Below are 23,294 nucleotides of genomic sequence, written 5' to 3' on the forward strand. Positions count from 1 at the left end.
AATTAGTCTTGAACACGTTCAAATACAGTTGCAATGCCTTGGCCTAAACCAATACACATAGTTGCTAAACCGTATCGTACATTTTTGTCTTCCATTAAGTGAATAAGCGATGTGCTAATACGCGAACCCGAACAACCCAGTGGGTGACCAAGTGCGATTGCGCCGCCATTTAAATTCACTTTTTCGTCAACAACATCCATTAACCCTAAATCTTTCATTACAGGTAATGATTGTGCTGCAAAGGCTTCGTTAAGTTCTACTACACCTAGGTCATCAATTGTAATACCGGCTTGAGCAAGTGCTTTTTTACTTGCTGGTACTGGGCCGTAACCCATAATTGATGGATCGCAACCAGCGACTGCCATTGCTTTAATACGCGCACGAATTGGCAAACCAAGCTCTTTTGCTTTTTCTTCGCTCATTACTAACATTGCAGATGCGCCGTCAGAAAGTGCAGAAGACGTACCGGCTGTTACCGTACCCGATGCAGGATTAAATACAGGGCGAAGCTTTGATAGACCTTCTACTGTTGTTTCTGGGCGAATTACTTCGTCGTCTTCAACTAAGATAAGCGAACCATCTGCATCGTGACCTTCCATTGCTAAAATTTCGCGACGGAAGCGGCCTTCAACAGTTGCAGCTTGTGCACGTTGATGTGAACGGTAAGCAAATTCATCTTGTTGCTCACGGCTAATGCCATGAAGCGTTGCAAGGTATTCTGCTGTTAAGCCCATAGAGCCAGACGCTTGTGCAATTGATGTTGCAAGGCCTGGATGAAAGTCGTTGCCGTGAGTCATAGGTACGTGACCCATGTGCTCAACACCACCAATTAGGTAAGTGTCGCCAGCGCCTGTCATTATTGCGCGTGCTGCGTCATGCAATGCTTGCATAGAAGAGCCACATAAACGGTTAACCGTAACAGCAGGAACGCTGTGCGGAATACCGGCAAGCAATGATGCGTTACGTGCTACGTTAAAGCCTTGCTCTAATGTTTGCTGTACACAACCCCAATAAATATCGTCAATTGATGCTGGATCAACTGCAGGGTTGCGATCTAGTAAGCCTTTCATTAAATGTGCGCTTAAGTCTTCTGCACGTTTATGTTTGAATACACCACTTTTAGAGCGACCCATTGGTGTGCGGATACAATCTACAATTACTGGATTATTCATGATATTAACCTTCCACCTTATAGAAAACACGACCTTCTTCGGCCCACTTGCGAGTTTGTTCAGATACTTGGTAAATCGCACCTAGGTGAGCGTATTTGTCTGCTGCTGCAACAAAGTTAGCTAAACCAGTTTGATCTAAGTAACGGAACGCGCCGCCTCTAAATGGAGGGAAACCAACACCGTAAACTAATGCCATATCTGCTTCTTGCGGTGAGGCAACAATACCTTCTTGCAAGCACAGTAGCACTTCGTTGATCATTGGAATCATACAACGGTCGATGATTTCTTGTTTATCAAATTCTTTTGGTGCGTCTGTAATTGGGCTTAGTAGCTCAATTGCTGTCTCGTCATGAGACTTTTTAAGACGACCGCGACGATCTGTTTCGTACTTGTAAAAACCGGCTTTGTTCTTTTGACCAAAACGTTTTTCGTTGGCAAAAATAGTCACAGGGTCTTTATCAGCACGAGCCATACGCTCAGGGAAACCGTCAGCCATTACGCCAGTACAATGGAACGCTGTATCAATACCTACAACATCAAGTAGGTAAGCCGGACCCATAGGCCAGCCAAATACGTTTTCCATTACTTTATCTACTTTTGCAAAGTTAGCGCCTTCAACCACTAATTTGCTAAAACCTGCAAAGTAAGGGAATAAAACACGGTTTACAAAAAAGCCTGGGCAATCGTTAACAACAATTGGCGATTTACCTAATTTAAGCGCGTAATCAACTACAGCATTAATTGTTTTATCTGAGGTTTTTGCGCCACGGATAATTTCTACTAATGGCATTTTTGGCACAGGGTTGAAAAAGTGCATACCACAGAAATTTTCTGGCTTATCTAGCGCTTGTGCTAGTAAATCAATACAAATAGTCGATGTATTTGAAGTAAGTACAGTGCCTTCTGGCATGTTCTTTTCAAGATCAGCGAGTACTGCTTGCTTAACTTTAGGGTTTTCTACAACGGCTTCAACAATGATGTTGGCACTTTGTAGGTCTGACTCGTTAAGTGTTGGCTTAATTTTGCTAAGTGTTGCCAACATTTTTTCCATTGGCATGTGGCCACGCTTAACTTTTGCACCTAACAATTTAGATGCTTCACCCATACCTAAATCAAGCGCATCTTGTTGGATGTCTTTCATTATAATAGGTGTGCCTTTATAAGCAGACTGGTATGCAATACCGCCACCCATAATACCAGCACCTAATACTGCGGCTTGTTTGATTTCTACATCGCTGTGCTTAGCAAATTTACGTGCTTTACCTTTAATGTATTGGTCAGCTAGGAATATACCAGTTTGTGCAGCTGCTTCTGGTGTACGTGCTAATTTAGCAAAGTTAGCGTTTTCGATTGCCATTGCTTCATCGCGAGTACAGTTTGCCGCTGCTTTAATAGTACGTACAGCCATAACCGGTGCAGGATAGTGGCCTTTGGTTTTACCCATTACCATACCTTCTGCCATAGCAAAGCTCATGCCTTGCTCAACACGGTTTAATTTAAGTGGCTGTAGTTTTACGTTGCGTTTTGCTTGCCAATCTAGCTTGCCAGCAATCGCCAGTTCAAGTGTTGATACACTTGACTCTAGAAGTTTGTCAGCACTAACTACCGCGTCAAACGCACCTACTTTAAGGGCATCTGCTGCGCGGTTTTCTGCGCCTGAGGTAATCCACATCATCGCGTTATCGGCGCCAATGATACGTGGTAAGCGCACTGTGCCACCAAACCCTGGCATTATGCCAAGTTTAACTTCTGGTAGGCCCATTTTAGCTGTTTCGCTTGCCACACGATAATCGGTAGCAAGTGCCCACTCACAACCACCGCCAAGTGCCATACCGTTTATAGCGCTTAGAGTTGGGAATGGTAAATCTTCAATTGCATCAAAAACGTCGGTTGCGTTTTTGATCCACACTACTAATTCTTCTTCAGGTTTAGTAAATGTAGGTAAAAATTCGAAGATATCGGCACCAATAATAAAGTGGTCTTTATCACTGGTAAAAATCATGCCTTTGATATCAGTATTGGCGGCTAATTCTTTTAATGCTGCTGCGCAATCTGAAAGAGTTTTTTGAGATAGTGTGTTTACAGAACCTGCAACACAAAACTTAAACTCGGCGATGTTTTCCTTCAGGAAGCTAACTTCAAAGGAATCGCTTTTATATAACATTATTATTCTCCCTAGTTGACGAACTAAGACTGGTACGATGAGTTTGCATTTCAATCAGTGTGCTTGCTTTAAATTAAAAATGCAACGAAAAATTTAACTCGGTTACAATCGACTGGTTAAAATATAGCTGGTTTGGTGCTAAGGTGGTTGAAAAGTTTTTATTCACAACTTTAATTTTTATTAAAGGACATTATGAAAAAATATTTACTAAGTGTTGCGGCAGCTGCATTCATTTTTCCTCTTCATTCTGCCGAGGCAAGTAACGATAACGATGCATTTTTAGATGCCGAAAAAAAAGTAAGGTACGGCAGTTACCAAGACTTTAAACAAGCGGTTAGTAACCTAAATCATCCGTTAAAACCTTATGTTGAAAAAACGTATTGGCAACGCCATCCGAGCATTAAACATCAGGCAGAAATAGAAGAATATTTAAATATATACCAGCATACGCCGCTTGAGTGGCCGGTGCGCAAAGCATGGTTAGAATATTTAAAAGATAACAACGAAAAGGCGGCGTATATCCGCAACTATCGTGAAACGTCTAATGCGGAGCTTACTTGTACTTATTTAGATTTTCAGCTTGATTTAGGTGCGCCCGAAAAGGCAATTCTAAATCAGGTGACCGACTTATGGGCCGTTGGTAAATCGCAACCTAATGGTTGTGATAGTTTATTTTCTACGTGGCGTAAAAAAGGCTACATGAAAGAAGAAACGGTTTGGAAGCGTGTAACACTTGCTGCACAAGGCGGGACGCAAAGCTTATTACCTTACTTAAAAACTTTATTGCCAAGTAAGGATCGTTACTTAGCTGATTTATATCTAAAAGTGCGAAAAGATCCAAGCACGGCAGCTGGATTATATCGATATAAAAATAAGTCGGCTAAAGAAGGCCAAATAGCAATTTATGGTGTTAAGCGTTTGGTTTGGCGCGATAAAGAGCTTGCTTTAAAAGCATGGGAAAAACTAGAAAAAATATTTAAGTATAGTGATGAAGAAAAAGCGGATGTGTATTACACCTTTGCATTGTCACTTGCCTCTAGCGGGCATAAACAAGCGAGCTTTTGGCTAAATAAAGTGCCAAAAGAGCGACTAGACAGCAAGCTTATTCAGTGGCAACTGGGCAATATGCTCAAAACCCAAGATTGGGAGGGGATTGCTGCATTCTTTACAGGTAAAGAAAATTTAAGCCTTGGTCAGCAATATTGGTTAGCCTATAGCTATGCACAACGTGGCGAGCAACAAAAAGCAGACGACATTTGGAAGAAAGTAGCGGCTAATCGTGATTATTATGGCTTTTTAGCCGCAGCACGTTTGGGGTTGCCCGTTGATTTAAATAATCAGCCTTTAGCAGTCGATAAGGTACTTGTAGATAAAGTGAGTAATGCACCAGGCTTTAAGCGTGCAAAAGCACTTTATGATATTGAGCGCTTTACGTCGGCGCGCCGTGAATGGAATTACTTAACGGATACCTCTAGCGATGAAGAAAAGCTGGCAGCATCACAGTTATCTACCGATTTAGGTTGGCACGACAGTACTATTTTTACTTTAGCAAAAATTAAAGCGTGGGATAATGTAGAGCAACGTTTTCCGTTTGCGTTTCAAGATGTTTTTGAGCGCTACAGTAAACGTAGCAAGATAGATGTTGCTTGGAGTATTGCTATTGCAAGGCGCGAAAGCTCTTTTGCGCCAGATGCACGCTCGCATGCTAATGCGCGTGGTTTAATGCAGTTATTACCAAGTACTGCTGAGTATGTAAATAAAGGCAGTGTGACAAGTAGTCGTTTATATCAACCTAAAACAAATATTAGATTAGGTACTAGTTACTTACAGTACTTAAAAAAGAAAAACCATGGCAATGAAGTGCTGGCAACAGCTTCTTATAATGCGGGTTATCACCGTATAAAGCGTTGGTTACCTGATGACGCTATTCCGGCTGAGTTATGGGTAGAGCTTATTCCGTATCGCGAAACCCGTGATTACGTAAAAAATGTATTTGCGTACAGACAGGTTTACCATACAAGAATGGGCCGAGAAGGTAATGTATTAGCGCCGCTACTTCAAATGAAAATGGGCGGTTGAATATATGATACCAATCGAGCAATAACTTAACACGATAGGTATAGGTATTAATAAGGGGGATGTTTACATGTTAAATATCCCCCTTTTTTGAGCGCTTAGGGTAATACCACTTTTATTAAAAACATGATCATTCTAGCGTATTAAATAACTCAATAACTGCGTTAAAAATTATTTATATAGAACAACTATGTATCATAATTTTAGCCTTGTTATTAAGCTATTTTCTTATCGCTATAATAGATCATTAATTTAATGCAATTGGTATAAGTGATAGACTCATAGCAAGTTAAATTTAACAGATGGATTAACAATGGATAAATTAGCCGTTTTATACGCCGAACATATTGCAACACTGCAACAGCGTACTCGTACAATTTGTAATAGCGAAGGGTTAGAAGGATTAGTAATTCATTCAGGCCAAGCTAAGCGCCAGTTTTTAGATGATATGTATTATCCATTTAAAGTTAATCCACAGTTTAAAGCGTGGTTACCGGTTATTGACAATCCTCATTGCTGGATTGTGGTAAATGGCAGCGACAAGCCAAAACTCATATTTTATCGTCCAGTAGATTTTTGGCATAAAGTACCAGACGAGCCTCGCGACTTTTGGGCTGAGTACTTTGATATAGAGCTACTACTTCAGCCTGATCAAGTAGAAAAGTTATTACCATACGATAAAGCTAAATATGCTTACATGGGTGAATACATTGAAGTAGCGCAAGCTCTTGGTTTTAGTATTATGAACCCTGAGCCTGTACTTAACTATTTTCATTACCACCGCGCTTATAAAACGCAGTACGAACTTGAATGTTTACGCAACGCTAACCGCATTGCAGTAGATGGGCATAAAGCTGCACGCGATACATTCTTTAATGGTGGTAGCGAGTTTGATATTCAGCAAGCGTACTTAATGGCGACACGTCAAAGCGAAAATGAAATGCCGTACGGCAACATTGTTGCGCTTAACGAAAACTGCGCTATTTTGCACTACACGCACTTTGATCCAAAAGTGCCACACACCCACAACTCATTTTTAATTGATGCCGGTGCAAACTTTAATGGTTACGCTGCTGATATTACTCGTACGTATGATTTTAAAAAGCAGGGTGAGTTTGCTGAGCTTGTACAAGCGATGACTGTTCAACAAATCGAGTTAGGTAAAGGTTTAAAGCCGGGTATGCTTTATGGAGATTTACACGTTGAATGTCATAATCGTATCGCACAAATACTTAGTGACTTTAAAATTGTTAACCTACCCGCGGAGGAAATTGTTGAGCGTAAAATTACATCTACTTTCTTCCCGCATGGACTAGGACATCACCTAGGTTTACAAGTGCATGATATGGGCGGTTTTATGAGTGACGAAAAGGGCACACATCAACCATCGCCAGAAGGGCATCCGTTCTTGCGTTGTACTCGCCTGATCGAAAAAAACCAAGTGTTTACTATTGAGCCAGGTTTATACTTTATTGATTCACTGCTTAGTGATTTAGCGCAAACCGATAATAAGCAGTTTATTAACTGGGAAAAGGTAGAGTCATTTAAACCATTTGGCGGCATTCGTATTGAAGATAACATTATTGTTCACGAAGATAGCCTAGAGAATATGACGCGTAATTTAGAACTCGATTAATTTCTATAAAGACGAGTTAGCGAATAAACGTTAAAATATGCATATGAACGGGGCCTTTAGGCCCCATTTTTAATTGAGCTTTTAATATGTCTGAATATAAATATCCTGCTGCTGACGTTTTTCATCAAGAAGAAATAAAAAAAAGTACGTTTATAGTCCACATTGCACACACCCCCGATTTAAATTCAGCAAAAACATTTATTAAAAGCATTGAAGAAAAGTATAGCGATGCACGCCATAACTGCTGGGCACATGTGGCAGGCAACCCCGGTGGCAGCCATGTTTATGGTTTTTCGGACGATGGTGAACCAAATGGCACTGCAGGAAAGCCTATGTTAAATGTGCTGGTGGGTTCGGGCCTTGGCGAAATCACTGCCGTGGTGACACGTTATTTTGGCGGCATAAAATTAGGCACCGGCGGGCTAGTACGTGCTTATGGTGGCTCATTAAATAATGCACTAGTAAAATTGCAAACGGTGCTTAAAGTTCCCAGCGTTGAAATTACTGGGAGTAGTGAGTACAGCATGCAAGGCGCGATTGAGCAGTTATTAAAAACAAAGTATCAAGTGCTTAATATTGATAAGCAATTTACTGCTAATATTGAGTGGGTGATTACAATCGATAGCCGTGAAGCTCAGCAAGCAATCAAAGATATTTTTGATTTAAGTCACGGCGCAGTTGAGTTAACTATTAAAGAGTAATAACCTACACAAATTGCATATAATGCATACTGACCCTATTTAATTTGGTTGATACTACTCAGCCTGAATTTACTAATAATAAAAGCGACAAGCTAAATGCAATTTCGTACCATCATAAAAATTCTTGGCCAACTTGTTGCGCTGTTTAGTATTACCATGGTGCCTCCGGCACTGGTGTCTTTAATATACAAAGACGGTGGTGGTGTTCCCTTTGTTTTAGCATTTATCTTTAGTGTTGTTATTGGCATGATGGCTTATTACCCAAACCGCCATGAAAACGGTGATTTAAAAGCACGTGAAGGCTTTTTAATTGTTGTTTTGTTTTGGCTGGTACTTGGGGCGTTTGCGTCCTTGCCGCTTATCTTTTTACAAGAACCTAACTTATCGCTCGCCGATGCGGTATTTGAAGCATTTTCTGGCTTAACAACCACCGGCGCTACAGTACTTACCGGTATTGAGTATTTACCCAAGTCGGTATTGTTTTATCGCCAGCAACTCCAGTGGTTTGGCGGTATGGGTATAATCGTACTCGCTGTTGCTATACTCCCAATGCTAGGTGTTGGTGGTATGCAGTTGTACCGCGCTGAAATACCAGGGCCTGTAAAAGATTCTAAAATGACCCCGCGAATTGCCGATACTGCAAAGCACCTTTGGTATATTTATGTGTCGTTGACTATTACTTGTATGCTGGCTTATTGGGCTGCAGGAATGGAGTGGTTTGATGCTATATGTCATGCATTCTCAACGGTGGCGATAGGTGGTTTTTCTACTTACGACGCCTCCATGGGGCACTTCGACAGCCCTGTAATTAACTTTATTTGTGTGTTCTTTTTAATTATTGCCGCTGTTAACTTCTCCCTGCATTACGCCGCAGTGGCCAGTCGTAACATACAAGTTTATATTAGAGACCCAGAGTTTAAGGTGTTTTTGTGTATTCAATTAGCGCTGGTGGTTATTTGTTTTACTGTACTTTCCTCTAACGAAATATTTGCTAATGGCGATGAAACCCTCGATCAGGCGTTATTTCAAGCTGTTTCAATGAGTACAACAGCAGGCTTTGCTACTGATAACTTTTCAACATGGCCTTTGTTTTTACCTATTTTACTTATATTTTCGAGCTTTATTGGTGGCTGTGCAGGCTCTACTGGTGGTGGTATGAAAGTAGTGCGCGTATTTTTACTTTATTTGCAGGGCGTGCGTGAGCTTAATCGTTTAGTGCATCCTCGTGCTATATATTCAATCAAGCTGGGTCGTAAGGCGTTGCCAGACAAAGTAGTAGAAGCCGTGTGGGGATTTTTCTCTGCATATGCGCTTGTATTTATTATTATTATGTTAGCGCTTATGGGCACGGGTATGGATAACATAACTGCGTTCTCAGCCACTGCGGCTTGTTTAAATAACTTAGGGCCTGGTTTAGGAGATGTAGCGTCGCATTATGGTGCTATAACCGATGGTGCTAAATGGTTGCTTACCATTGCAATGGTGTTTGGTCGTTTAGAAATATTTACTTTATTAGTGTTATTTACGCCTACTTTTTGGCGTGGATAAACGAGCGGCTTAAGTTTTAAATTACGAACTATTGGGAAAGGGATATGCCAACAAATTTAGAAAAGCTAAAGCATATAAGTGTAGGCAGCTTAGTCGACCTAGAAATATTAACACCTACAAGCAGTAAGCGTGTTAAAACTGAATTAGTTGGTTTACTCGATAAACAGTTTATTATTTTAAATTATCCCAATGCTAAGCGTTTACCTGCAGCGAGTGACTATTTACGTGATGGTGTAATGGTTGTTGTAAGAGCACTGATTGAAGGCAGTGGCGGGCAAGTTATTGCGTTTCGCCAGCAAATTATGTCAGTAGCCTCTCATCCCGCTAAACTCGTCTTTATTAATTTTCCTAAGCAAGTGCAGCTATTTGCGCTACGCTCGCAAACACGCATACCTACCTTGTTACCTGCAAAGCTAAAACTAAGTGACGATAGAGTGCTTGAAGGCCTTATTAAGGACATTTCACTCACTGGTGTAATGTTTGATATTAGAGGCGATCAGCAAGCTGAAGGTATTAAAGATATGCAATGCACTGTCGTACTCAATAGTAGTGATAAAGATTTTGAAGGTGAAATTTGCAGTGTTAAAGAGCATGCCGCAGGTGTGCACTGCGGGATTAAGCTACTAGCAAGCGAGGATGAAATGAAAACCTTTATGAAAGAGCATTTTATAGACCCATCTGCGCTTGAGCCCACCGTTGAATAAATCGTTTTTCGCTTATTTGCAACAAAATGGCGTTTTAAGTGAGTATTTATAAAGTATTTTTTTGTTTTTATATAATTAAAAATATTATTCAAATAAAACAATGTTTTACGTATTTTTTATTATGGCTTGTTTTTTGTTGTTATAGCTACTTCGTTAAAATTAACCTTAACTATTTTTTAAAATCCCTCCTTTTATAGCTCTATATTTTAAAATGTATCTTTTTATATAAACATAACTATTTGTTTTTAATAACTTTAGTTTTTTACCTCTAAAGCGTGTTGCGAAAAGGCAACAGTAATAACTCTGAAAATTCCTACTTATTGTACGTTTTGTTTTTAACTTATTGAAAGTTAATGACTTTTAAATGTTGGCATTTAAGTTGTAATAGTCAGTGTGTACTGAACGAAATCGTGATTCAAAGTGAAATACTTAATCGCACACACATAAATTTGAAGGATACATATTATGAAAAGCATTAATAAAATTTTAGCACTTATCGCTATTGCATCTTCTTCAGCCGCTTTTGCAGCAACAGATTTTGACACACTTGATGTAGACGGCAGTGGCACAATTAGCCAAGCAGAAGCATCAGTAGACGCAAAATTAATGAGCATGTTTTCTGAGCTTGATACTGACCAAAATGGTGAGTTATCAAAAGAAGAATTTTCAGAAGCTTAATTAAAAAGTATTTATCCTGAGTTGCCAAAGACAACCTAAGTAGGCAAGGGAGCTTACGAAAGAGGATAACAAGGAAGTTAAAAATTACGTTTTAAGTTAAACGAAGCAATTTTTTTGATAGAACATTGAAGGATTAAGTTATGAAACATTTAAATAAAGCATTAGCACTTATAGTACTAGCATCTTCTTCCGCTGCATTTGCAGCATCAGATTTTGACAGCCTTGATATCGATGGTAGCGGCACAATTAGCCCAAGCGAAGCGGCAGTCGATACAGATTTAATGGCTGAATTTATTGAGCTAGATACCGACGGTAGCGGCGAGCTTTCTAAAGAAGAATTCGCTAATTACTAATCTTTTTTCAGATTAAACATTTTTCACAGTCAGGGATCTTTGAAAAGGACTTCCCATATTACTAGGAATATTATTATGAAAACATTCAATACAACACTTGCAGTTATCGTTTTAGCATCTTCATCAGCAGCATACGCAGCAGTGGACTTTGCCTCTTTTGATGCAGATGGCGACGGTGCGATTACAATGGAAGAAGCAAAGGTTAACCCTCAGCTTGTAAAGATTTTTGATGATTTAGATACTGATGGAAATGGTGAAATCTCTAAAGAAGAGTTTTCAAAAGTACAGTAATCAATATTCGAAGATACTCCACTAAAGCCGCCTTAGTCAGCGGCTTTTTTGTATTTTAAATTAACTAATTAGCGTAACTAGTTAAAGGAATATAGCACTTACTTGGAATAGTTTTTCTACAACGGTAATATGTTTTTTGTCGATTAAAAACATAATGACATGATCGCCCGACATAATAATTGTATCATCGTGGGCTATCAGTACATCGTCATTACGTACTATTGCGCCAATAGTTGTACCCGCTGGAAGTTTTATGTCGGCAATCGCGCGACCAACAACTTTAGATGTGTTTTCATCACCATGAGCAACCGCTTCTATGGCTTCTGCCGCACCTTTACGCAGTGAATACACGTTAACAATATCACCACGGCGCACATGTGTTAGTAATGCTGATATAGTTGCTTGTTGTGGCGATATGGCAATATCTATTTCGCCGCCTTGTACCAAATCAACGTAAGCTCCACGTTGAATAAGTACCATGGTTTTTTGTGCGCCCATACGTTTTGCAAGCATGGCTGACATAATGTTTGCTTCATCGTCGTTGGTTACGGCAATAAATACATCGACTTGTTCAATATGCTCTTCTGAGAGCAGTTCTTGATCAGATGCGTCACCACAAAAAACGACCGTATTATCGAGCATTTCTGAGAGCTGCTCGGCACGTTCTTTACTGCGTTCAATTAGTTTAACGGTGTGGTTTTTTTCAAGTGAGCGGGCAAGGCCTGCCCCAATGTTACCGCCACCAGCTATCATAATTTTTTTGTACGAACGCTCAAGTTTTTGTAGCTCGTTCATTACTGCGCGTATATGTTTTGTAGCGGCAATAAAGAATACTTCGTCATCGGCTTCAATAACGGTGGTACCCAATGGTTTTATTGCTTTACCTTGACGATAAATAGCGGCAACACGAGTCTCTACATTAGGGATGTGTTCTTTAAGTGCAGATAACGCATAACCTACAAGTAAACCGCCATAGTAAGCTTTTACGGCTACTAAGGAGAGCATGCCATCAGCAAACTGCAATACTTGCAGAGCACCAGGGTAGTCAATTAAACGGCGAATATACTTAGTGACCAGTGCTTCGGGAGCAATGTAATGATCGATTGGTAAATCATCGTTTTGAAATAGTTTTTCGCGGTATTTTAAATATTGCTCTGAGCGAATGCGGGCAATTTTAGTGGGCGTTTTAAAAATACTGTATGCCACTTGGCATGCAACCATGTTCACTTCATCTGAACTGGTTACCGCTATAATCATATCGGCATCTTCAGCACCTGCACGGCGTAATACATCAGGATGCGCGCTGTGGCCCATAACCCCTTGTAAGTCGTACTTATCTTGAAGTTCACGTAATCGGTTACCGTCTATATCAACAACGGTAATTTCGTTTTGTTCGCCAACTAAGTTTTCAGCAAGCGTAGCACCAACTTGCCCGGCACCGAGTATAATTATTTTCATTATTTACCCGTGGTATTGATCATAATTTAATTAAAAAAATAGCCATTTAATGTTTCATAAATGGCTAACTATTTAGTGTACGGCTATTAGGCTTTTTTAACTAGCTTAGCGTAATAAAATCCATCACTTTCACCGGGCAGTAACTGCAAACCTGGCGTTGTTACGGTATCGTTTTCGTGTAGAGGTATATGTTCTACATCATCATTATTAGCTAAAAACTTAGCAACTTGCTGTTGGTTTTCTTGTGGAAGAACCGAACACGTAGCATATACCAATGTGCCACCTGGTTTTAACAGTGGCCAAATGCTATCAAGAATATCGCTTTGTAACTTAGCTAAGTCTTCGATGTCTGATGCGCGACGTAACCATTTTATATCAGGGTGACGGCGAATTACACCAGTGGCCGAACAAGGCACATCAAGCAAAATACGATCAAATAATTTTTCATCCCACCAGGTATGTGGTTGCGATGCATCGCCACATTGTAGGTCTGCACCTAAGCCAATACGAGTTAAGTTTTGCTTAACACGTTCAAGACGAGTTGAGTCGCTATCAAGTGCAAGTACATCTGCATCAGCAAGCTCTAATATATGACACGTTTTTCCGCCAGGGGCTGCGCAGGCATCCAAAATATAGTCGTCTGCTTTAGGTTCTAAAAAGCGGGCTGCCAACTGTGCTGCAGCATCTTGTACTGAACATGCACCTGTATCAAACTCAGGTAACGAAAATACATCACGTGGTTTGGCAAGCTTAATCCCATCAATAAAATCAGGGTTTAAGGTGTGTTCAATATCGTTAGCGCTAAGCATGTCGCTGTATTCTTGCGTGCTAAATTGGGCTTGATTGACACGAAGCCACATTGGCGCTTGTTGCTGGTTTTCTTCAAGTAGTGCTTCCCAGCTATCTGGGTAGGCTGTTTGCACCTGTTTAATAAACCAATTTGGATGGTTGTATAAACATACCGGAATAAGCTTCGCTTTTTCTTCAAGCTCAGCTTGTTGACGCTGAAAGCTACGTAAAATGGCGTTTATCAGCCCTTTTAATCCTAAAGCGCGTAGTTGAGCCAGTGCGTTAACTGTTTCTGAAATGGCAGCATGAGGTGGTACGCGCATATGCTGCAGTTGATAAATACCTACGTATAATAAAAACTGAAATATTCTACGTTTACCTTTTAATGGCTGCTCTACTAAGTGTTGGCAGTAATTTTCAAGGCTCGGTAAGTAGCGTAAAACGCCATAACAAATTTGCTGTAGCAACGCTTTATCTTTAGGCGGCAAGCCTTGGCTTGCAAATGGAAGTTCTTGATTAAGCGATGCGCCTTTATCAACTACGTTATATAAAGTTTCAGCGGCAAGCGCTCGTACGTTTGGAACATTACTCATTGTTTTCGCCTAATATTGTGCCAGGAGTAACCCAGTCACTACGACCATTTAAAAAGTCGTTAATTGCCATTGGTTTTTTACCTTGCGGCTGTAATTGCGTAATACATAAAGCGTGTTCGCCACACGCCACTACTACGCCATTTTTGTCGCTTGATAAAATTTGCCCAGGATCACCTGATTGCAGCATAACCTGCGCTTGATGAATCTTTACTGTTTGCCCACCCATTTGGGTAAAGCACATTGGCCACGGGTTAAAAGAGCGAATGTTTCGCTCGATTTGAAGCGCACTCATGGACCAGTCGATATTAGCTTCCTCTTTAGAAAGCTTTTTAGCGTAGTTAGCAAGTTCATCGTTTTGAGGTTCAGGGGTGATCTCACCATTAGCTAATTTATTAATGGTTTCAATTAACGCATCTGGACCTAGCTCAGCAAGCTTTGTATATAAGCTTGCGCTAGTTTCTGTTGTGCTAATAGGGCAGCGGCTTATATGTAGCATATCGCCGGTATCTAGCCCTTCATCCATTTGCATTATTGTTACGCCGGTTTGTTCATCACCTGCCCAAATTGCGCGTTGAATAGGTGCAGCACCGCGCCAGCGCGGTAATATAGAGCCATGCACATTTAAACAACCTAAACGTGGCGCTTCTAAAATAGCTTTAGGTAAAATTAAGCCATATGCTACAACAATCATAATGTCGGCATTTAAGCTTGTTAGCTCAGCTAGTGCTTCATCATTTTTTAATGACTGTGGCTGAAAAACCGGTAAGTTGTGCTCAAGCGCTAGCTCTTTCACTTCACTGGCTTTTAATTTTTTACCACGACCTGCAGGGCGATCTGGCTGGCTATATACACCCACTATTTGGTGTTCGCTTTGTATCAGCGCTTGTAAATGACGTGCGGCAAAGTCCGGCGTACCGGCAAATATAATGCGTAATGGTTGAGTCACTGAGTTTTCCTAAGGTGCTTATTACTGTTCTGCAAACTTGGCTTCTTTTTCAAGCTTTTTACGAATACGTTGGCGCTTTAATGGAGATAAGTAATCAATGAATAGCTTACCTTGAAGGTGATCTAGTTCATGTTGAATACAAATAGCCAATAATTCATCTGCATCTAGTAAAAATTCTTCACCGTTTTCGTTAAGTGCAGCGACTGTTACTGTTTCTGCGCGATCTACTTTTGCATACGAGTTAGGTACTGATAAACAGCCTTCTTCGCTAACGGTAGAGCCGTCTTTTTTAATGATTTGTGGATTAATTAATACCAGTGGCTCATTGCGCTCTTCTGATACATCTATAACAACGATTCGTTGATGAATATCTACTTGCGTGGCCGCAAGACCAATGCCATTTTCATCGTACATTGTCTCTAGCATGTCTTTTACAATTTGGCGTACTGTGTCATCAACTTGTACAACATCTTTTGCTACAGTACGTAAACGTTCATCTGGAAATCTTAAAACTTCTAACCTAGCCATAGTTACCTTTTTCACTTGTGCTTAATTTAGGGTATTGTATGCTCTTATTTTAGCCATTCGCGTTCACCTTTAACAGGTTTTGGGCAATAATAATGAAAAAACAATACAAGGAAGCTCGATGAAATCTCCACTACTTGCAATCATGCTTACGTTAAGCGCTGCGTTTCCCGCAGTTGCTGATGTACTTAAAATAAAAAAAGACGCACCAAAACAGTATGTTGTAAAAAAAGGCGATACACTTTGGGATATTTCTGGCATCTATTTAGATGAGCCTTGGCTATGGCCTGAACTTTGGCAAATGAATCCACAAATTGACAACCCACACCTAATTTACCCCGGTGATGCATTAGCGTTGATATACGATGCAGATGGAAACCCACGTTTAGTGATCAATAAAGGATATAGAAAGCTATCTCCTCAGGGTCGTATTACACCAAAAGGGCGTGATGCTATTACTACTTTGCCGCTTGAAATGATCAAACCTTATATCAGTTACGAGCAAGCAATGAACAGTGACGATATTAAAGGTAAACCTTATATTTTAGGTGCAAACGAAAATACTAAAACACAAACGCTAGGCCATATTTTATATGTTAAAGGCGACTTACAAGTACATAAAGCATATGCCATTTACCATAAAGGTGACCCCTACACTGACTTAACCGGTGAGGTGTTAGCAACGCGTGCATCTTATGTGGGTATAGCACGTGCTTTTAGAGCGGGCGATGAGAAAAATGGCGTGCCTTCATCATTACGTGTTGAGTCTGTTAAACGAGAAATTCAGCAAGGTGACTTTTTAATGCCGGCAATGGAAGGCCAAATGCTTCCTGCGTACTTTGATATACACCGTCCTTTAGAACCTGTAACAGGTAATATTATTGCTTCACCACGCGAAGTTAGAGAATTCAGCACAATGGATGTTGTGGTGCTAAACTTAGGCAGTGAACAAAATATAGAAGCGGGTCATGTATTAGATCTAGAGCGTCAATCACCAACGGTTATTGATGGTCCTCGTGGCCCTCGTTACCCAGAAGATTCTAGTAAATATGAGAAGCTTTTATCTGATGTGAGCCAATTATTTGGTGATGAGTCTGACGAACAAAACACAACGTGGACCATGCCTAAAGAAAAAGTTGGTGAGCTAATTGTCTTTAAAGTGTATGACAAAGTAAGTTATGCATTAATAACTAAAAACCAGCACCCAATTCGCATTGGAGATATTGCAGTTATTCATTAAGAAGTAGCGAGTCGGTGCTCTAGGAGAGAGCATGGATCAGTCATCTGGCAAGCTAGCCCACTGGCTTGCCTTTTATATGTGTAAAGGGTTGGGTATAAAAACCCTTTTAGCACTATCTACAAACTATTCCCTTGGGTCGTTATTCGACTTATCTCATGACAAGCTTTTACAGCTTGGGTTAACCGCTAATCAAGCGAGTAATTTACTCAACACCAATTGGCAACAAGTCAGTCATTATGAGCAATTAATAGCGCTGAACAACATTACTGTTGTCTGTATTTTTGATGCGCTTTACCCAGAAGATCTCCGGCAGATTGCCAGTGCGCCTTTATTACTATTTTGCAGGGGAGATGTCTCGTTATTATCAACTCCGCAGATTGCAATTGTTGGCAGCCGTAATGCTACACCTACCGGGCTTGAAATAGCCTCAGAATTTGCATACGAGTTAACTTTGGCGGGTATTACGGTTACTTCAGGTATGGCGCGGGGAATAGATGGTGCAGCACACAAAGGCTCTCTTGCTGGTACAGGTAAAACCATAGCGGTGCTTGGTACTGGGGTTGACATTTACTATCCCAAACGCCATAAACTATTAACAGACCAAGTTTTAGAAAACGGCCTGCTGGTGAGTGAGTTTTTACCAGGCACAGCAGCTCATGCGCACAACTTTCCGCGCCGTAATCGTATTATTTCTGGGTTATCGTTAGGAGTGCTTATTGTTGAAGCTGAAATTAAAAGTGGTTCGTTAATTACAGTACGCTATGCGCTTGAACAAAATAAAGAGGTATTTGCAGTACCGGGTTCTATTAAAAACCCGTTAGCGCAGGCAAGTCACTTTTTAATAAAGCAAGGTGCTAAGCTGGTAGAAAACGTGGCTGACATTCTTGATGAGGTGAGTTTCACTTACGACAATAATGTATGTAATAAAGAGCAGCCGATTCAAGCCAATTCTCAATGTGAGGTTTTAAATAGTATTGGCTTTGAAGTAACCAGTGTAGATGACATTGTGCGTCGTGCGCAGTGGCCAATAGATAAAGTACTCAGTAGGTTGCTCGATTTAGAATTAGACGATCAGATTGAGCGAGTGTTAGATGGTTACATCAAGTTAAGCGCAGGAAGGTAATATGTTTGATATTCTTTTGTATCTTTTTGAAAATTACATTCATAGCGAAGCGGATATATTTGCAGAGCAAAATGAGTTAACCGATGAGCTACTGCGTGCGGGCTTTAATAAGCCTGAGATATTTAAAGCTCTTGATTGGTTAGAGCAACTAGCCGATTTACAACACAGCGATGAGTCTCCTTATCTTATTGCTAACCCTAAAGATGCTGTGCGTATATTTACCGATAGTGAATGCAAAAGGCTCAGCACTGAGTGTCGTGGCTTTTTAATGTTTATTGAACAAATAGGCGTAATTAACAATGTAACACGTGAAATGGTAATGGACTGTTTAGCCTCTCTCGATAAACCAACTATAAGCCTAGAAGACTTAAAGTGGATTGTACTTATGATCTTGTTTAACGTTCCTGGCTCTGAAGAAGCATATGAGCAAATGGAAGATTTGATTTTTGATGAACCCAGCGAACTTCTTCATTAGAGATAATTATCTTAATTGTACTCAAATTACTTAAAAGGATAAGCACGGCATTGCTTGTATCTTTAAGTGGTTTGGGTATATTAGGCGAAAATTCACCAACCTATTAGGATCACCATGAGTAAAATCGACCATTCGCTTTTCTCGGCGAACAAGCACGCCCTCGAAAAAGAATACGAGATATGCCCACAGTGTGGTTCAGAGTTAGTGATCCGCAATAGTAAATCTGGCCCTTTTTTAGGATGCGCAAGTTATCCAAAATGCGACTTTATTAGGCCGCTGGCACACCACGACAGTAACGAAATCAAGATATTAGAAGATTCAGCATGTCCTGAGTGTAGCAAACCGCTGGTGGTTAAAAATGGCCGCTATGGTATGTTTATTGGGTGTACGGGTTATCCAGAATGTCATTATATTGCTAACGAAAATGAAGAAAAGCAAAGCGAAGATACTTTGCCTAGTTGCCCTAAATGCAAAAAAGGTCATTTAGTCGCGCGCAGTAATAAGTTTGGTAAAGTATTTTATTCTTGTGATTGCTACCCAAGTTGTAAATACACGCTTAATAATAAACCGGTTGAACATCCGTGTCCTGAATGTGACTGGCCTATCGTCATAGAAAGAAATATGGCAAACGGCATATTATTGCAATGCCCACAAAAAAGCTGCATGCATAAGCTCACCCCAACTGAATAACGTTTAATTATATCTGGAGACTACTTTGTCAGACCTTTCAAATACGCCCACTGCAATAACATGCTTAACGCAAGGCGAAGTTATTTTATACCCAACAGAAGCTGTATATGGTTTAGGTTGTGATCCAGATAATCAACAAGCCGTTGAGGCACTATTAGCTATTAAGCAGCGCCCGGTTGAAAAAGGGCTTATTTTAATCGCTGATAACTACGGACAATTATTAAAATACGTAGATGATGCAAAAATACCAATGGATAAACGCGCTGATATTTTTTCGAGTTGGCCTGCTGCAATTACATGGGTTATGCCTGCATCTAAAAATACGCCTAAATGGCTCACAGGGCAGTTTGATACCATCGCGGTAAGAGTAACAAACCATCCAACAGTAAAGCGTTTGTGCCAAGAGTTTGGTAAGCCATTAGTATCAACCAGTGCAAACTTAACCGGTCAAGAAACGGTAATTAGTATTGAGCAAGCCAAAGCGCAATTTACAGAACAAGTTGGCTTTTACATTGACGAGCCGTTAGGTGGCAATACTCAACCAAGCACAATAAAAGACGCCATGACGGGCAAAATATTTAGAGGTTAATATGCAAAGCGAATTATTAAATCAAGTAAAAGCATACTTTATGGCTTTGCAAGACACTATTTGCCAAGGTTTGGAGGCTGCAGATGGCAGTGCTAAATTTATAGAAGATAACTGGCAGCGAGCAGAAGGTGGTGGTGGTCGTACACGCGTAACCACTAATGGCACTGTAATAGAGCAAGGCGGAGTTAATTACTCTCATGTATTTGGCGCTTCAATGCCAGGTTCGGCAACAGCGCACAGACCAGAGCTTGCAGGACGCAGCTTTCATGCGTGTGGTGTGTCGTTAGTTATTCACCCTAAAAACCCTCATGTACCAACAAGTCATGCCAATGTGCGCTTTTTTATAGCCGAAAAAGAAGGCGAAGAGCCAATATGGTGGTTTGGTGGCGGATTTGATCTCACTCCTTTTTATCCAGTATTAGAAGACGTACAGCATTGGCATCAAGTTGCTCACGACATTTGTGCGCCATTTGGTAGTGAAGTTTATCCAAAATACAAAACATGGTGCGACGAGTACTTTTATTTAAAGCACAGAGATGAGACTCGCGGAGTAGGCGGTTTGTTTTTTGACGATTTAAATGAACTTGGTTTTGAAAAGAGTTTTGCGTTTATGCAATCGGTGGGTAATGGCTTTTTAGATGCTTATTTACCTATTATTGAACGTCGCAAAAATGACGAATACACAGAGCAACAACGTGATTTTCAGCTTTATCGTCGCGGACGTTACGTAGAGTTTAATTTAGTATGGGATAGAGGCACTTTATTTGGATTACAAAGTGGCGGGCGCACAGAGTCCATATTAATGTCTATGCCACCACTTGCACGCTGGGAATATAACTATAAACCAGAGCCAAGTAGCCCAGAAGCTAACCTATATCAGTATTACTTACGCCCGCAAGAGTGGCTAACTAGTAAACCAAGTGAGCTGATAGCCAGAGAATGGCAATTATAAAAATTAAACAATAATCAAAAAGGCGCTAATTAGCGCCTTTTTGCATTGTGGCTAAATATAAATTTAATGCTGATTGATCATGTGCGTTGCTAGTTGAGAGAATGATTGCTTTAATCCTTCACGTAACAACGGATTGTCTATTTCTATATCCAGCGTTTTATTCATGCAGTACATCCACTGATCGCGCAATGCTTTATCTACAGTAAAAGGCATATGTCTTTTACGTAGCATTGGCTGGCCATGTTTTTCAGTAAATAGGTTTGGCCCGCCTAACCAACCAGATAAAAATTCAAAAAATACTTGGCGAATTCGATCTAATGGCAGAGGATGCATATCATATAACGGTTTAGCGTATTCATCTGACTCCATTATGTCGTAGAATCGATTGGAGATAGCTCGCGCCCCTTTCTCTCCACCTATTATTTCATACGGTGTTTTTTCAGGAGTAGGAGCCTGTTGCTCGGGAGCCGGCTTAGATTTAGAAAAAAGTCGTTTAATCATATTACTTATCATTGTTAATAGGCAGTTTATAGCTGCAAAGAGGTTGCTTTAAAATGGACAAATATGCGGTTTTTGGAAATCCAATTAAACATTCAAAATCCCCCGCGATACATAAACAATTTGCTGTATCACTGGGTGAGCAAATCGACTATCGCGCAATATTAGCACCTATCGATAACTTTGAAAAAACAGTATTGTCTTTTTTTGAGCAAGGCGGTGTGGGTGCTAACGTTACAATGCCATTTAAAGAGCAAGCTTATGCGATGGCTGATGAGCTTACGCCATTAGCCAAAATAGTAGGGGCTGTTAATACATTAAAAAAACGAGATGATGGCTCATTACTCGGTGATAACACCGATGGTGTGGGCTTTGTAAATGATTTACTCGCTAATGAAGTAGCCATAAGTAATAAACGCATTTTAATCATAGGTGCGGGCGGTGCTGCTCGAGGGGTTATTTTACCTTTGTTAGAGCATAACCCTCAGGAAATAATAATAGTTAATCGCACAGCACAAAAAGCCAAAGAACTCGCAGAGCTGTTTACCCAATATGGACCAGTATCTGGCTTTGGTTTTGATGATTTACCGGTAAGCGATTACTCATTAATTATAAACTCTACCTCTAGCAGTATGAATAACGAACTTCCAGCACTTGATAAAAAACACATAACTAACTGTGAAGTCGCTTATGACATGTTTTATTCACTGCAAAATACCATTTTTATGAATTGGATTGCACAGCATAATATTAACGCTAAGCTTTTAGATGGCAGTGGCATGTTAGTTGGCCAAGCTGCTCAAGCATATTATGTATGGCGTAATAAAATGCCAAAAATACTTCCCGTCGTTGATGCGCTCAAACAAGGAACGCTTAAATGAATCAGGCAATACAATTTATAGATAGGCTAGAGTTTAGAGAGCCCGATCATCAGTTAGTATTTTTTGCACAAGTTAGTGGCATGCTTGTGGAGTGTGTAATAGAAGTAAATACACTTAAACTAACAGACGAAAGTCACGCAACAGAGTATTTTGAAAAGTATCGTTTTGATTACGAAGAACGTGCCGAGGAGCTTATCGAAGAAGAGAGCTATAACTCGGCAGGCCAAATTGAAGTAAGCTTATTAACTTAAATTAGCTATTTCAGCTAAGTACTCATCTTTAAGTGATACATAGTTATCGGCAGATATTTTTAAAAAGGCAAGTTCTTGCTCCGTTAGAGGGCGGGCTTGCTTAGCCGGACTCCCTACATATAAGTAACCAGACTCTAAGCGTTTGTTTGGTGGTACCAAAGAGCCGCCACCTATAATTACATCATCTTCAACAACCACGTTATCCATAATAATAGCGCCCATACCTACAAGTATACGGTTTCCTAATATACATCCGTGCAGCATTACCTTATGACCTACAGTTACATCGTCACCTATAATAAGTGGATAACCATCTGGATTGCTTTTAGTTGCACGAGATAAATGCAATACACTGCCATCTTGTATATTGGAGCGTTTACCAATACGTATATAGTTAACATCGCCTCGGGCGGCTACTAAAGGCCAAACACTACTATTATCACCTAAAGTAATATCACCAACCAAAACTGATGACTCATCAATATAAACAGACGAATTAAACGAAGGAGTTACACCTTTATAAGAACGGATTGCCATATTTAGTACCTTTTAGATAATAGTTATTAGCTTTGAGTGTATCAGCAAGGTTATTTTTGTACCATAAAAGGCACCGTTTGGTTACAAAACTATCAGTTTCAGGGGGTTTAGTTCAGATACTGACCGAACAGCATCTTTTTTTACTTTTTCTTTAAAAAAGTACTTGCGTAAAAATCTGTTCTCCCTATAATGCGACCCCACTGAGACGGGAAACGCCGAAGCATAGCAAGGCACGAACTACTCACAGAGTTAAATAAAACTTCGGTTTTAAATTATCGAAAGAAAGTTTAAAACAAAGTGTTGACTCGAAAAATAAAGGGTGTATTATTCGCATCCCTTGAGGCGCTAAAGCGGCTCAAACGTTCTTTAACAATATAAAGCAATCATCTGTGTGGGCACTCGTACAGATTGAGTTCTAACAGCC

The 23,294-nt window shown here is 40.3% G+C and carries 24 protein-coding genes; 16 read left to right on the plus strand and 8 right to left on the minus strand.

Annotation, left to right across the window (positions count from 1 at the left end; translation table 11 throughout):
• Positions 1-2 precede the first annotated feature (2 nt).
• Together fadA and fadB are read right to left on the minus strand one after the other, a co-directional pair.
• A complete protein-coding gene (fadA, locus tag FFU37_RS15490; protein WP_024597185.1) occupies positions 3-1,172 on the minus strand; it encodes an acetyl-CoA C-acyltransferase FadA in 1,170 nt (389 codons plus the stop codon).
• Positions 1,173-1,176: 4 nt separating this feature from the next.
• Positions 1,177-3,336 (minus strand): fatty acid oxidation complex subunit alpha FadB, encoded by a 2,160-nt coding sequence (gene fadB, locus FFU37_RS15495; protein WP_138489862.1) that lies wholly within the window; start codon positions 3,334-3,336, stop codon positions 1,177-1,179.
• Between the two features lie 192 nt (positions 3,337-3,528).
• On the opposite strand from fadB, the gene FFU37_RS15500 reads away from it, so the two are divergent.
• The 8 genes from FFU37_RS15500 (at position 3,529) to FFU37_RS15535 (ending at position 11,323) form a co-directional block, all read left to right on the plus strand.
• Entirely contained in the window at positions 3,529-5,415 is a 1,887-nt protein-coding gene (locus FFU37_RS15500; RefSeq protein ID WP_138489863.1) for a transglycosylase SLT domain-containing protein, read from the plus strand.
• A gap of 310 nt (positions 5,416-5,725) precedes the next feature.
• The gene (pepQ, locus tag FFU37_RS15505; RefSeq protein ID WP_004335183.1) at positions 5,726-7,048 is read left to right on the plus strand and encodes a Xaa-Pro dipeptidase; all 1,323 of its coding nucleotides are present in this window, start codon (positions 5,726-5,728) and stop codon (positions 7,046-7,048) included.
• Positions 7,049-7,134: 86 nt separating this feature from the next.
• The gene (locus tag FFU37_RS15510; RefSeq protein ID WP_004335181.1) at positions 7,135-7,749 is read left to right on the plus strand and encodes a YigZ family protein; all 615 of its coding nucleotides are present in this window, start codon (positions 7,135-7,137) and stop codon (positions 7,747-7,749) included.
• Between the two features lie 96 nt (positions 7,750-7,845).
• A complete protein-coding gene (locus tag FFU37_RS15515; RefSeq protein ID WP_004335179.1) occupies positions 7,846-9,297 on the plus strand; it encodes a TrkH family potassium uptake protein in 1,452 nt (483 codons plus the stop codon).
• 44 nt (positions 9,298-9,341) lie between these two features.
• Positions 9,342-10,001: a flagellar brake domain-containing protein gene (locus FFU37_RS15520; protein ID WP_039486472.1), complete on the plus strand. Its 660-nt coding sequence runs from the start codon at positions 9,342-9,344 to the stop codon at positions 9,999-10,001.
• A gap of 465 nt (positions 10,002-10,466) precedes the next feature.
• Positions 10,467-10,679: an EF-hand domain-containing protein gene (locus FFU37_RS15525; RefSeq protein WP_138489864.1), complete on the plus strand. Its 213-nt coding sequence runs from the start codon at positions 10,467-10,469 to the stop codon at positions 10,677-10,679.
• 140 nt (positions 10,680-10,819) lie between these two features.
• A complete protein-coding gene (locus FFU37_RS15530) occupies positions 10,820-11,032 on the plus strand; it encodes an EF-hand domain-containing protein (RefSeq protein WP_004335174.1) in 213 nt (70 codons plus the stop codon).
• Positions 11,033-11,107: 75 nt separating this feature from the next.
• Positions 11,108-11,323: an EF-hand domain-containing protein gene (locus FFU37_RS15535; protein WP_024597191.1), complete on the plus strand. Its 216-nt coding sequence runs from the start codon at positions 11,108-11,110 to the stop codon at positions 11,321-11,323.
• A gap of 81 nt (positions 11,324-11,404) precedes the next feature.
• On the opposite strand, the gene trkA is transcribed toward FFU37_RS15535, so the two are convergent.
• The 4 genes from trkA to def form a co-directional block, all read right to left on the minus strand.
• A complete protein-coding gene (gene trkA / locus FFU37_RS15540; protein WP_004335170.1) occupies positions 11,405-12,781 on the minus strand; it encodes a Trk system potassium transporter TrkA in 1,377 nt (458 codons plus the stop codon).
• A gap of 86 nt (positions 12,782-12,867) precedes the next feature.
• Positions 12,868-14,163 carry a 16S rRNA (cytosine(967)-C(5))-methyltransferase RsmB gene (gene rsmB / locus FFU37_RS15545; RefSeq protein WP_004335167.1) on the minus strand — a complete coding sequence of 432 codons (1,296 nt, stop codon included), beginning with the start codon at positions 14,161-14,163 and terminating at the stop codon, positions 12,868-12,870.
• Positions 14,156-15,109 (minus strand): methionyl-tRNA formyltransferase, encoded by a 954-nt coding sequence (gene fmt / locus FFU37_RS15550; RefSeq protein WP_138489865.1) that lies wholly within the window; start codon positions 15,107-15,109, stop codon positions 14,156-14,158. Before fmt ends, rsmB begins: the two co-directional genes overlap by 8 nt.
• A gap of 21 nt (positions 15,110-15,130) precedes the next feature.
• Positions 15,131-15,637 carry a peptide deformylase gene (gene def / locus FFU37_RS15555; RefSeq protein ID WP_138489866.1) on the minus strand — a complete coding sequence of 169 codons (507 nt, stop codon included), beginning with the start codon at positions 15,635-15,637 and terminating at the stop codon, positions 15,131-15,133.
• Positions 15,638-15,755: 118 nt separating this feature from the next.
• On the opposite strand from def, the gene FFU37_RS15560 reads away from it, so the two are divergent.
• From FFU37_RS15560 to hemF, 6 genes are all read left to right on the plus strand, one after another.
• A complete protein-coding gene (locus FFU37_RS15560; RefSeq protein WP_138489867.1) occupies positions 15,756-16,874 on the plus strand; it encodes a LysM peptidoglycan-binding domain-containing protein in 1,119 nt (372 codons plus the stop codon).
• Between the two features lie 31 nt (positions 16,875-16,905).
• Positions 16,906-17,997 (plus strand): DNA-processing protein DprA, encoded by a 1,092-nt coding sequence (gene dprA / locus FFU37_RS15565; RefSeq protein ID WP_004335159.1) that lies wholly within the window; start codon positions 16,906-16,908, stop codon positions 17,995-17,997.
• A gap of 1 nt (position 17,998) precedes the next feature.
• Positions 17,999-18,472, plus strand: a complete 474-nt coding sequence (locus FFU37_RS15570; RefSeq protein WP_138489868.1) for a DUF494 family protein — start codon at positions 17,999-18,001, stop codon at positions 18,470-18,472.
• Between the two features lie 114 nt (positions 18,473-18,586).
• Complete coding sequence (locus tag FFU37_RS15575; RefSeq protein ID WP_004335155.1) at positions 18,587-19,162, plus strand: DNA topoisomerase family protein; 576 nt, start codon at positions 18,587-18,589, stop codon at positions 19,160-19,162.
• A gap of 25 nt (positions 19,163-19,187) precedes the next feature.
• Positions 19,188-19,751 (plus strand): L-threonylcarbamoyladenylate synthase type 1 TsaC, encoded by a 564-nt coding sequence (gene tsaC / locus FFU37_RS15580; protein ID WP_138489869.1) that lies wholly within the window; start codon positions 19,188-19,190, stop codon positions 19,749-19,751.
• Position 19,752: 1 nt separating this feature from the next.
• The gene (gene hemF / locus FFU37_RS15585) at positions 19,753-20,703 is read left to right on the plus strand and encodes an oxygen-dependent coproporphyrinogen oxidase (RefSeq protein ID WP_138489870.1); all 951 of its coding nucleotides are present in this window, start codon (positions 19,753-19,755) and stop codon (positions 20,701-20,703) included.
• A gap of 63 nt (positions 20,704-20,766) precedes the next feature.
• Here the strand turns inward: hemF and FFU37_RS15590 are convergent, their stop codons facing one another.
• Positions 20,767-21,204 carry a group II truncated hemoglobin gene (locus tag FFU37_RS15590; protein WP_004335148.1) on the minus strand — a complete coding sequence of 146 codons (438 nt, stop codon included), beginning with the start codon at positions 21,202-21,204 and terminating at the stop codon, positions 20,767-20,769.
• A gap of 53 nt (positions 21,205-21,257) precedes the next feature.
• Here FFU37_RS15590 and aroE point away from each other — a divergent pair, with 53 nt between their 5' ends.
• Both aroE and FFU37_RS15600 read left to right on the plus strand, forming a co-directional pair.
• Positions 21,258-22,082 (plus strand): shikimate dehydrogenase, encoded by an 825-nt coding sequence (aroE, locus tag FFU37_RS15595; RefSeq protein ID WP_138489871.1) that lies wholly within the window; start codon positions 21,258-21,260, stop codon positions 22,080-22,082.
• Entirely contained in the window at positions 22,079-22,333 is a 255-nt protein-coding gene (locus tag FFU37_RS15600; RefSeq protein ID WP_004335144.1) for a DUF1488 family protein, read from the plus strand. The genes aroE and FFU37_RS15600 overlap by 4 nt, the downstream gene beginning before the upstream one ends.
• Here FFU37_RS15600 and FFU37_RS15605 read toward each other — a convergent pair.
• Complete coding sequence (locus FFU37_RS15605; RefSeq protein ID WP_002959868.1) at positions 22,325-22,870, minus strand: gamma carbonic anhydrase family protein; 546 nt, start codon at positions 22,868-22,870, stop codon at positions 22,325-22,327. The genes FFU37_RS15600 and FFU37_RS15605 overlap by 9 nt on opposite strands.
• Between the last annotated feature and the right edge of the window lie 424 nt (positions 22,871-23,294).

Origin of the sequence: Pseudoalteromonas distincta (genome assembly GCF_005877035.1) — a bacterium.
GTDB classification, from domain to species: domain Bacteria; phylum Pseudomonadota; class Gammaproteobacteria; order Enterobacterales; family Alteromonadaceae; genus Pseudoalteromonas; species Pseudoalteromonas distincta.

What these genes read in the sequence shown, in the direction of transcription:
- fadA (WP_024597185.1), bottom strand. Translation starts at nt 1,172, where the DNA reads ATGAATAATCCAGTAATTGTAGATTGTATCCGCACACCAATGGGTCGC.
- fadB (WP_138489862.1), bottom strand. Translation starts at nt 3,336, where the DNA reads ATGTTATATAAAAGCGATTCCTTTGAAGTTAGCTTCCTGAAGGAAAAC.
- FFU37_RS15500 (WP_138489863.1), top strand. Translation starts at nt 3,529, where the DNA reads ATGAAAAAATATTTACTAAGTGTTGCGGCAGCTGCATTCATTTTTCCT.
- pepQ (WP_004335183.1), top strand. Translation starts at nt 5,726, where the DNA reads ATGGATAAATTAGCCGTTTTATACGCCGAACATATTGCAACACTGCAA.
- FFU37_RS15510 (WP_004335181.1), top strand. Translation starts at nt 7,135, where the DNA reads ATGTCTGAATATAAATATCCTGCTGCTGACGTTTTTCATCAAGAAGAA.
- FFU37_RS15515 (WP_004335179.1), top strand. Translation starts at nt 7,846, where the DNA reads ATGCAATTTCGTACCATCATAAAAATTCTTGGCCAACTTGTTGCGCTG.
- FFU37_RS15520 (WP_039486472.1), top strand. Translation starts at nt 9,342, where the DNA reads ATGCCAACAAATTTAGAAAAGCTAAAGCATATAAGTGTAGGCAGCTTA.
- FFU37_RS15525 (WP_138489864.1), top strand. Translation starts at nt 10,467, where the DNA reads ATGAAAAGCATTAATAAAATTTTAGCACTTATCGCTATTGCATCTTCT.
- FFU37_RS15530 (WP_004335174.1), top strand. Translation starts at nt 10,820, where the DNA reads ATGAAACATTTAAATAAAGCATTAGCACTTATAGTACTAGCATCTTCT.
- FFU37_RS15535 (WP_024597191.1), top strand. Translation starts at nt 11,108, where the DNA reads ATGAAAACATTCAATACAACACTTGCAGTTATCGTTTTAGCATCTTCA.
- trkA (WP_004335170.1), bottom strand. Translation starts at nt 12,781, where the DNA reads ATGAAAATAATTATACTCGGTGCCGGGCAAGTTGGTGCTACGCTTGCT.
- rsmB (WP_004335167.1), bottom strand. Translation starts at nt 14,163, where the DNA reads ATGAGTAATGTTCCAAACGTACGAGCGCTTGCCGCTGAAACTTTATAT.
- def (WP_138489866.1), bottom strand. Translation starts at nt 15,637, where the DNA reads ATGGCTAGGTTAGAAGTTTTAAGATTTCCAGATGAACGTTTACGTACT.
- FFU37_RS15560 (WP_138489867.1), top strand. Translation starts at nt 15,756, where the DNA reads ATGAAATCTCCACTACTTGCAATCATGCTTACGTTAAGCGCTGCGTTT.
- dprA (WP_004335159.1), top strand. Translation starts at nt 16,906, where the DNA reads ATGGATCAGTCATCTGGCAAGCTAGCCCACTGGCTTGCCTTTTATATG.
- FFU37_RS15570 (WP_138489868.1), top strand. Translation starts at nt 17,999, where the DNA reads ATGTTTGATATTCTTTTGTATCTTTTTGAAAATTACATTCATAGCGAA.
- FFU37_RS15575 (WP_004335155.1), top strand. Translation starts at nt 18,587, where the DNA reads ATGAGTAAAATCGACCATTCGCTTTTCTCGGCGAACAAGCACGCCCTC.
- hemF (WP_138489870.1), top strand. Translation starts at nt 19,753, where the DNA reads ATGCAAAGCGAATTATTAAATCAAGTAAAAGCATACTTTATGGCTTTG.
- FFU37_RS15590 (WP_004335148.1), bottom strand. Translation starts at nt 21,204, where the DNA reads ATGATTAAACGACTTTTTTCTAAATCTAAGCCGGCTCCCGAGCAACAG.
- aroE (WP_138489871.1), top strand. Translation starts at nt 21,258, where the DNA reads ATGGACAAATATGCGGTTTTTGGAAATCCAATTAAACATTCAAAATCC.
- FFU37_RS15600 (WP_004335144.1), top strand. Translation starts at nt 22,079, where the DNA reads ATGAATCAGGCAATACAATTTATAGATAGGCTAGAGTTTAGAGAGCCC.
- FFU37_RS15605 (WP_002959868.1), bottom strand. Translation starts at nt 22,870, where the DNA reads ATGGCAATCCGTTCTTATAAAGGTGTAACTCCTTCGTTTAATTCGTCT.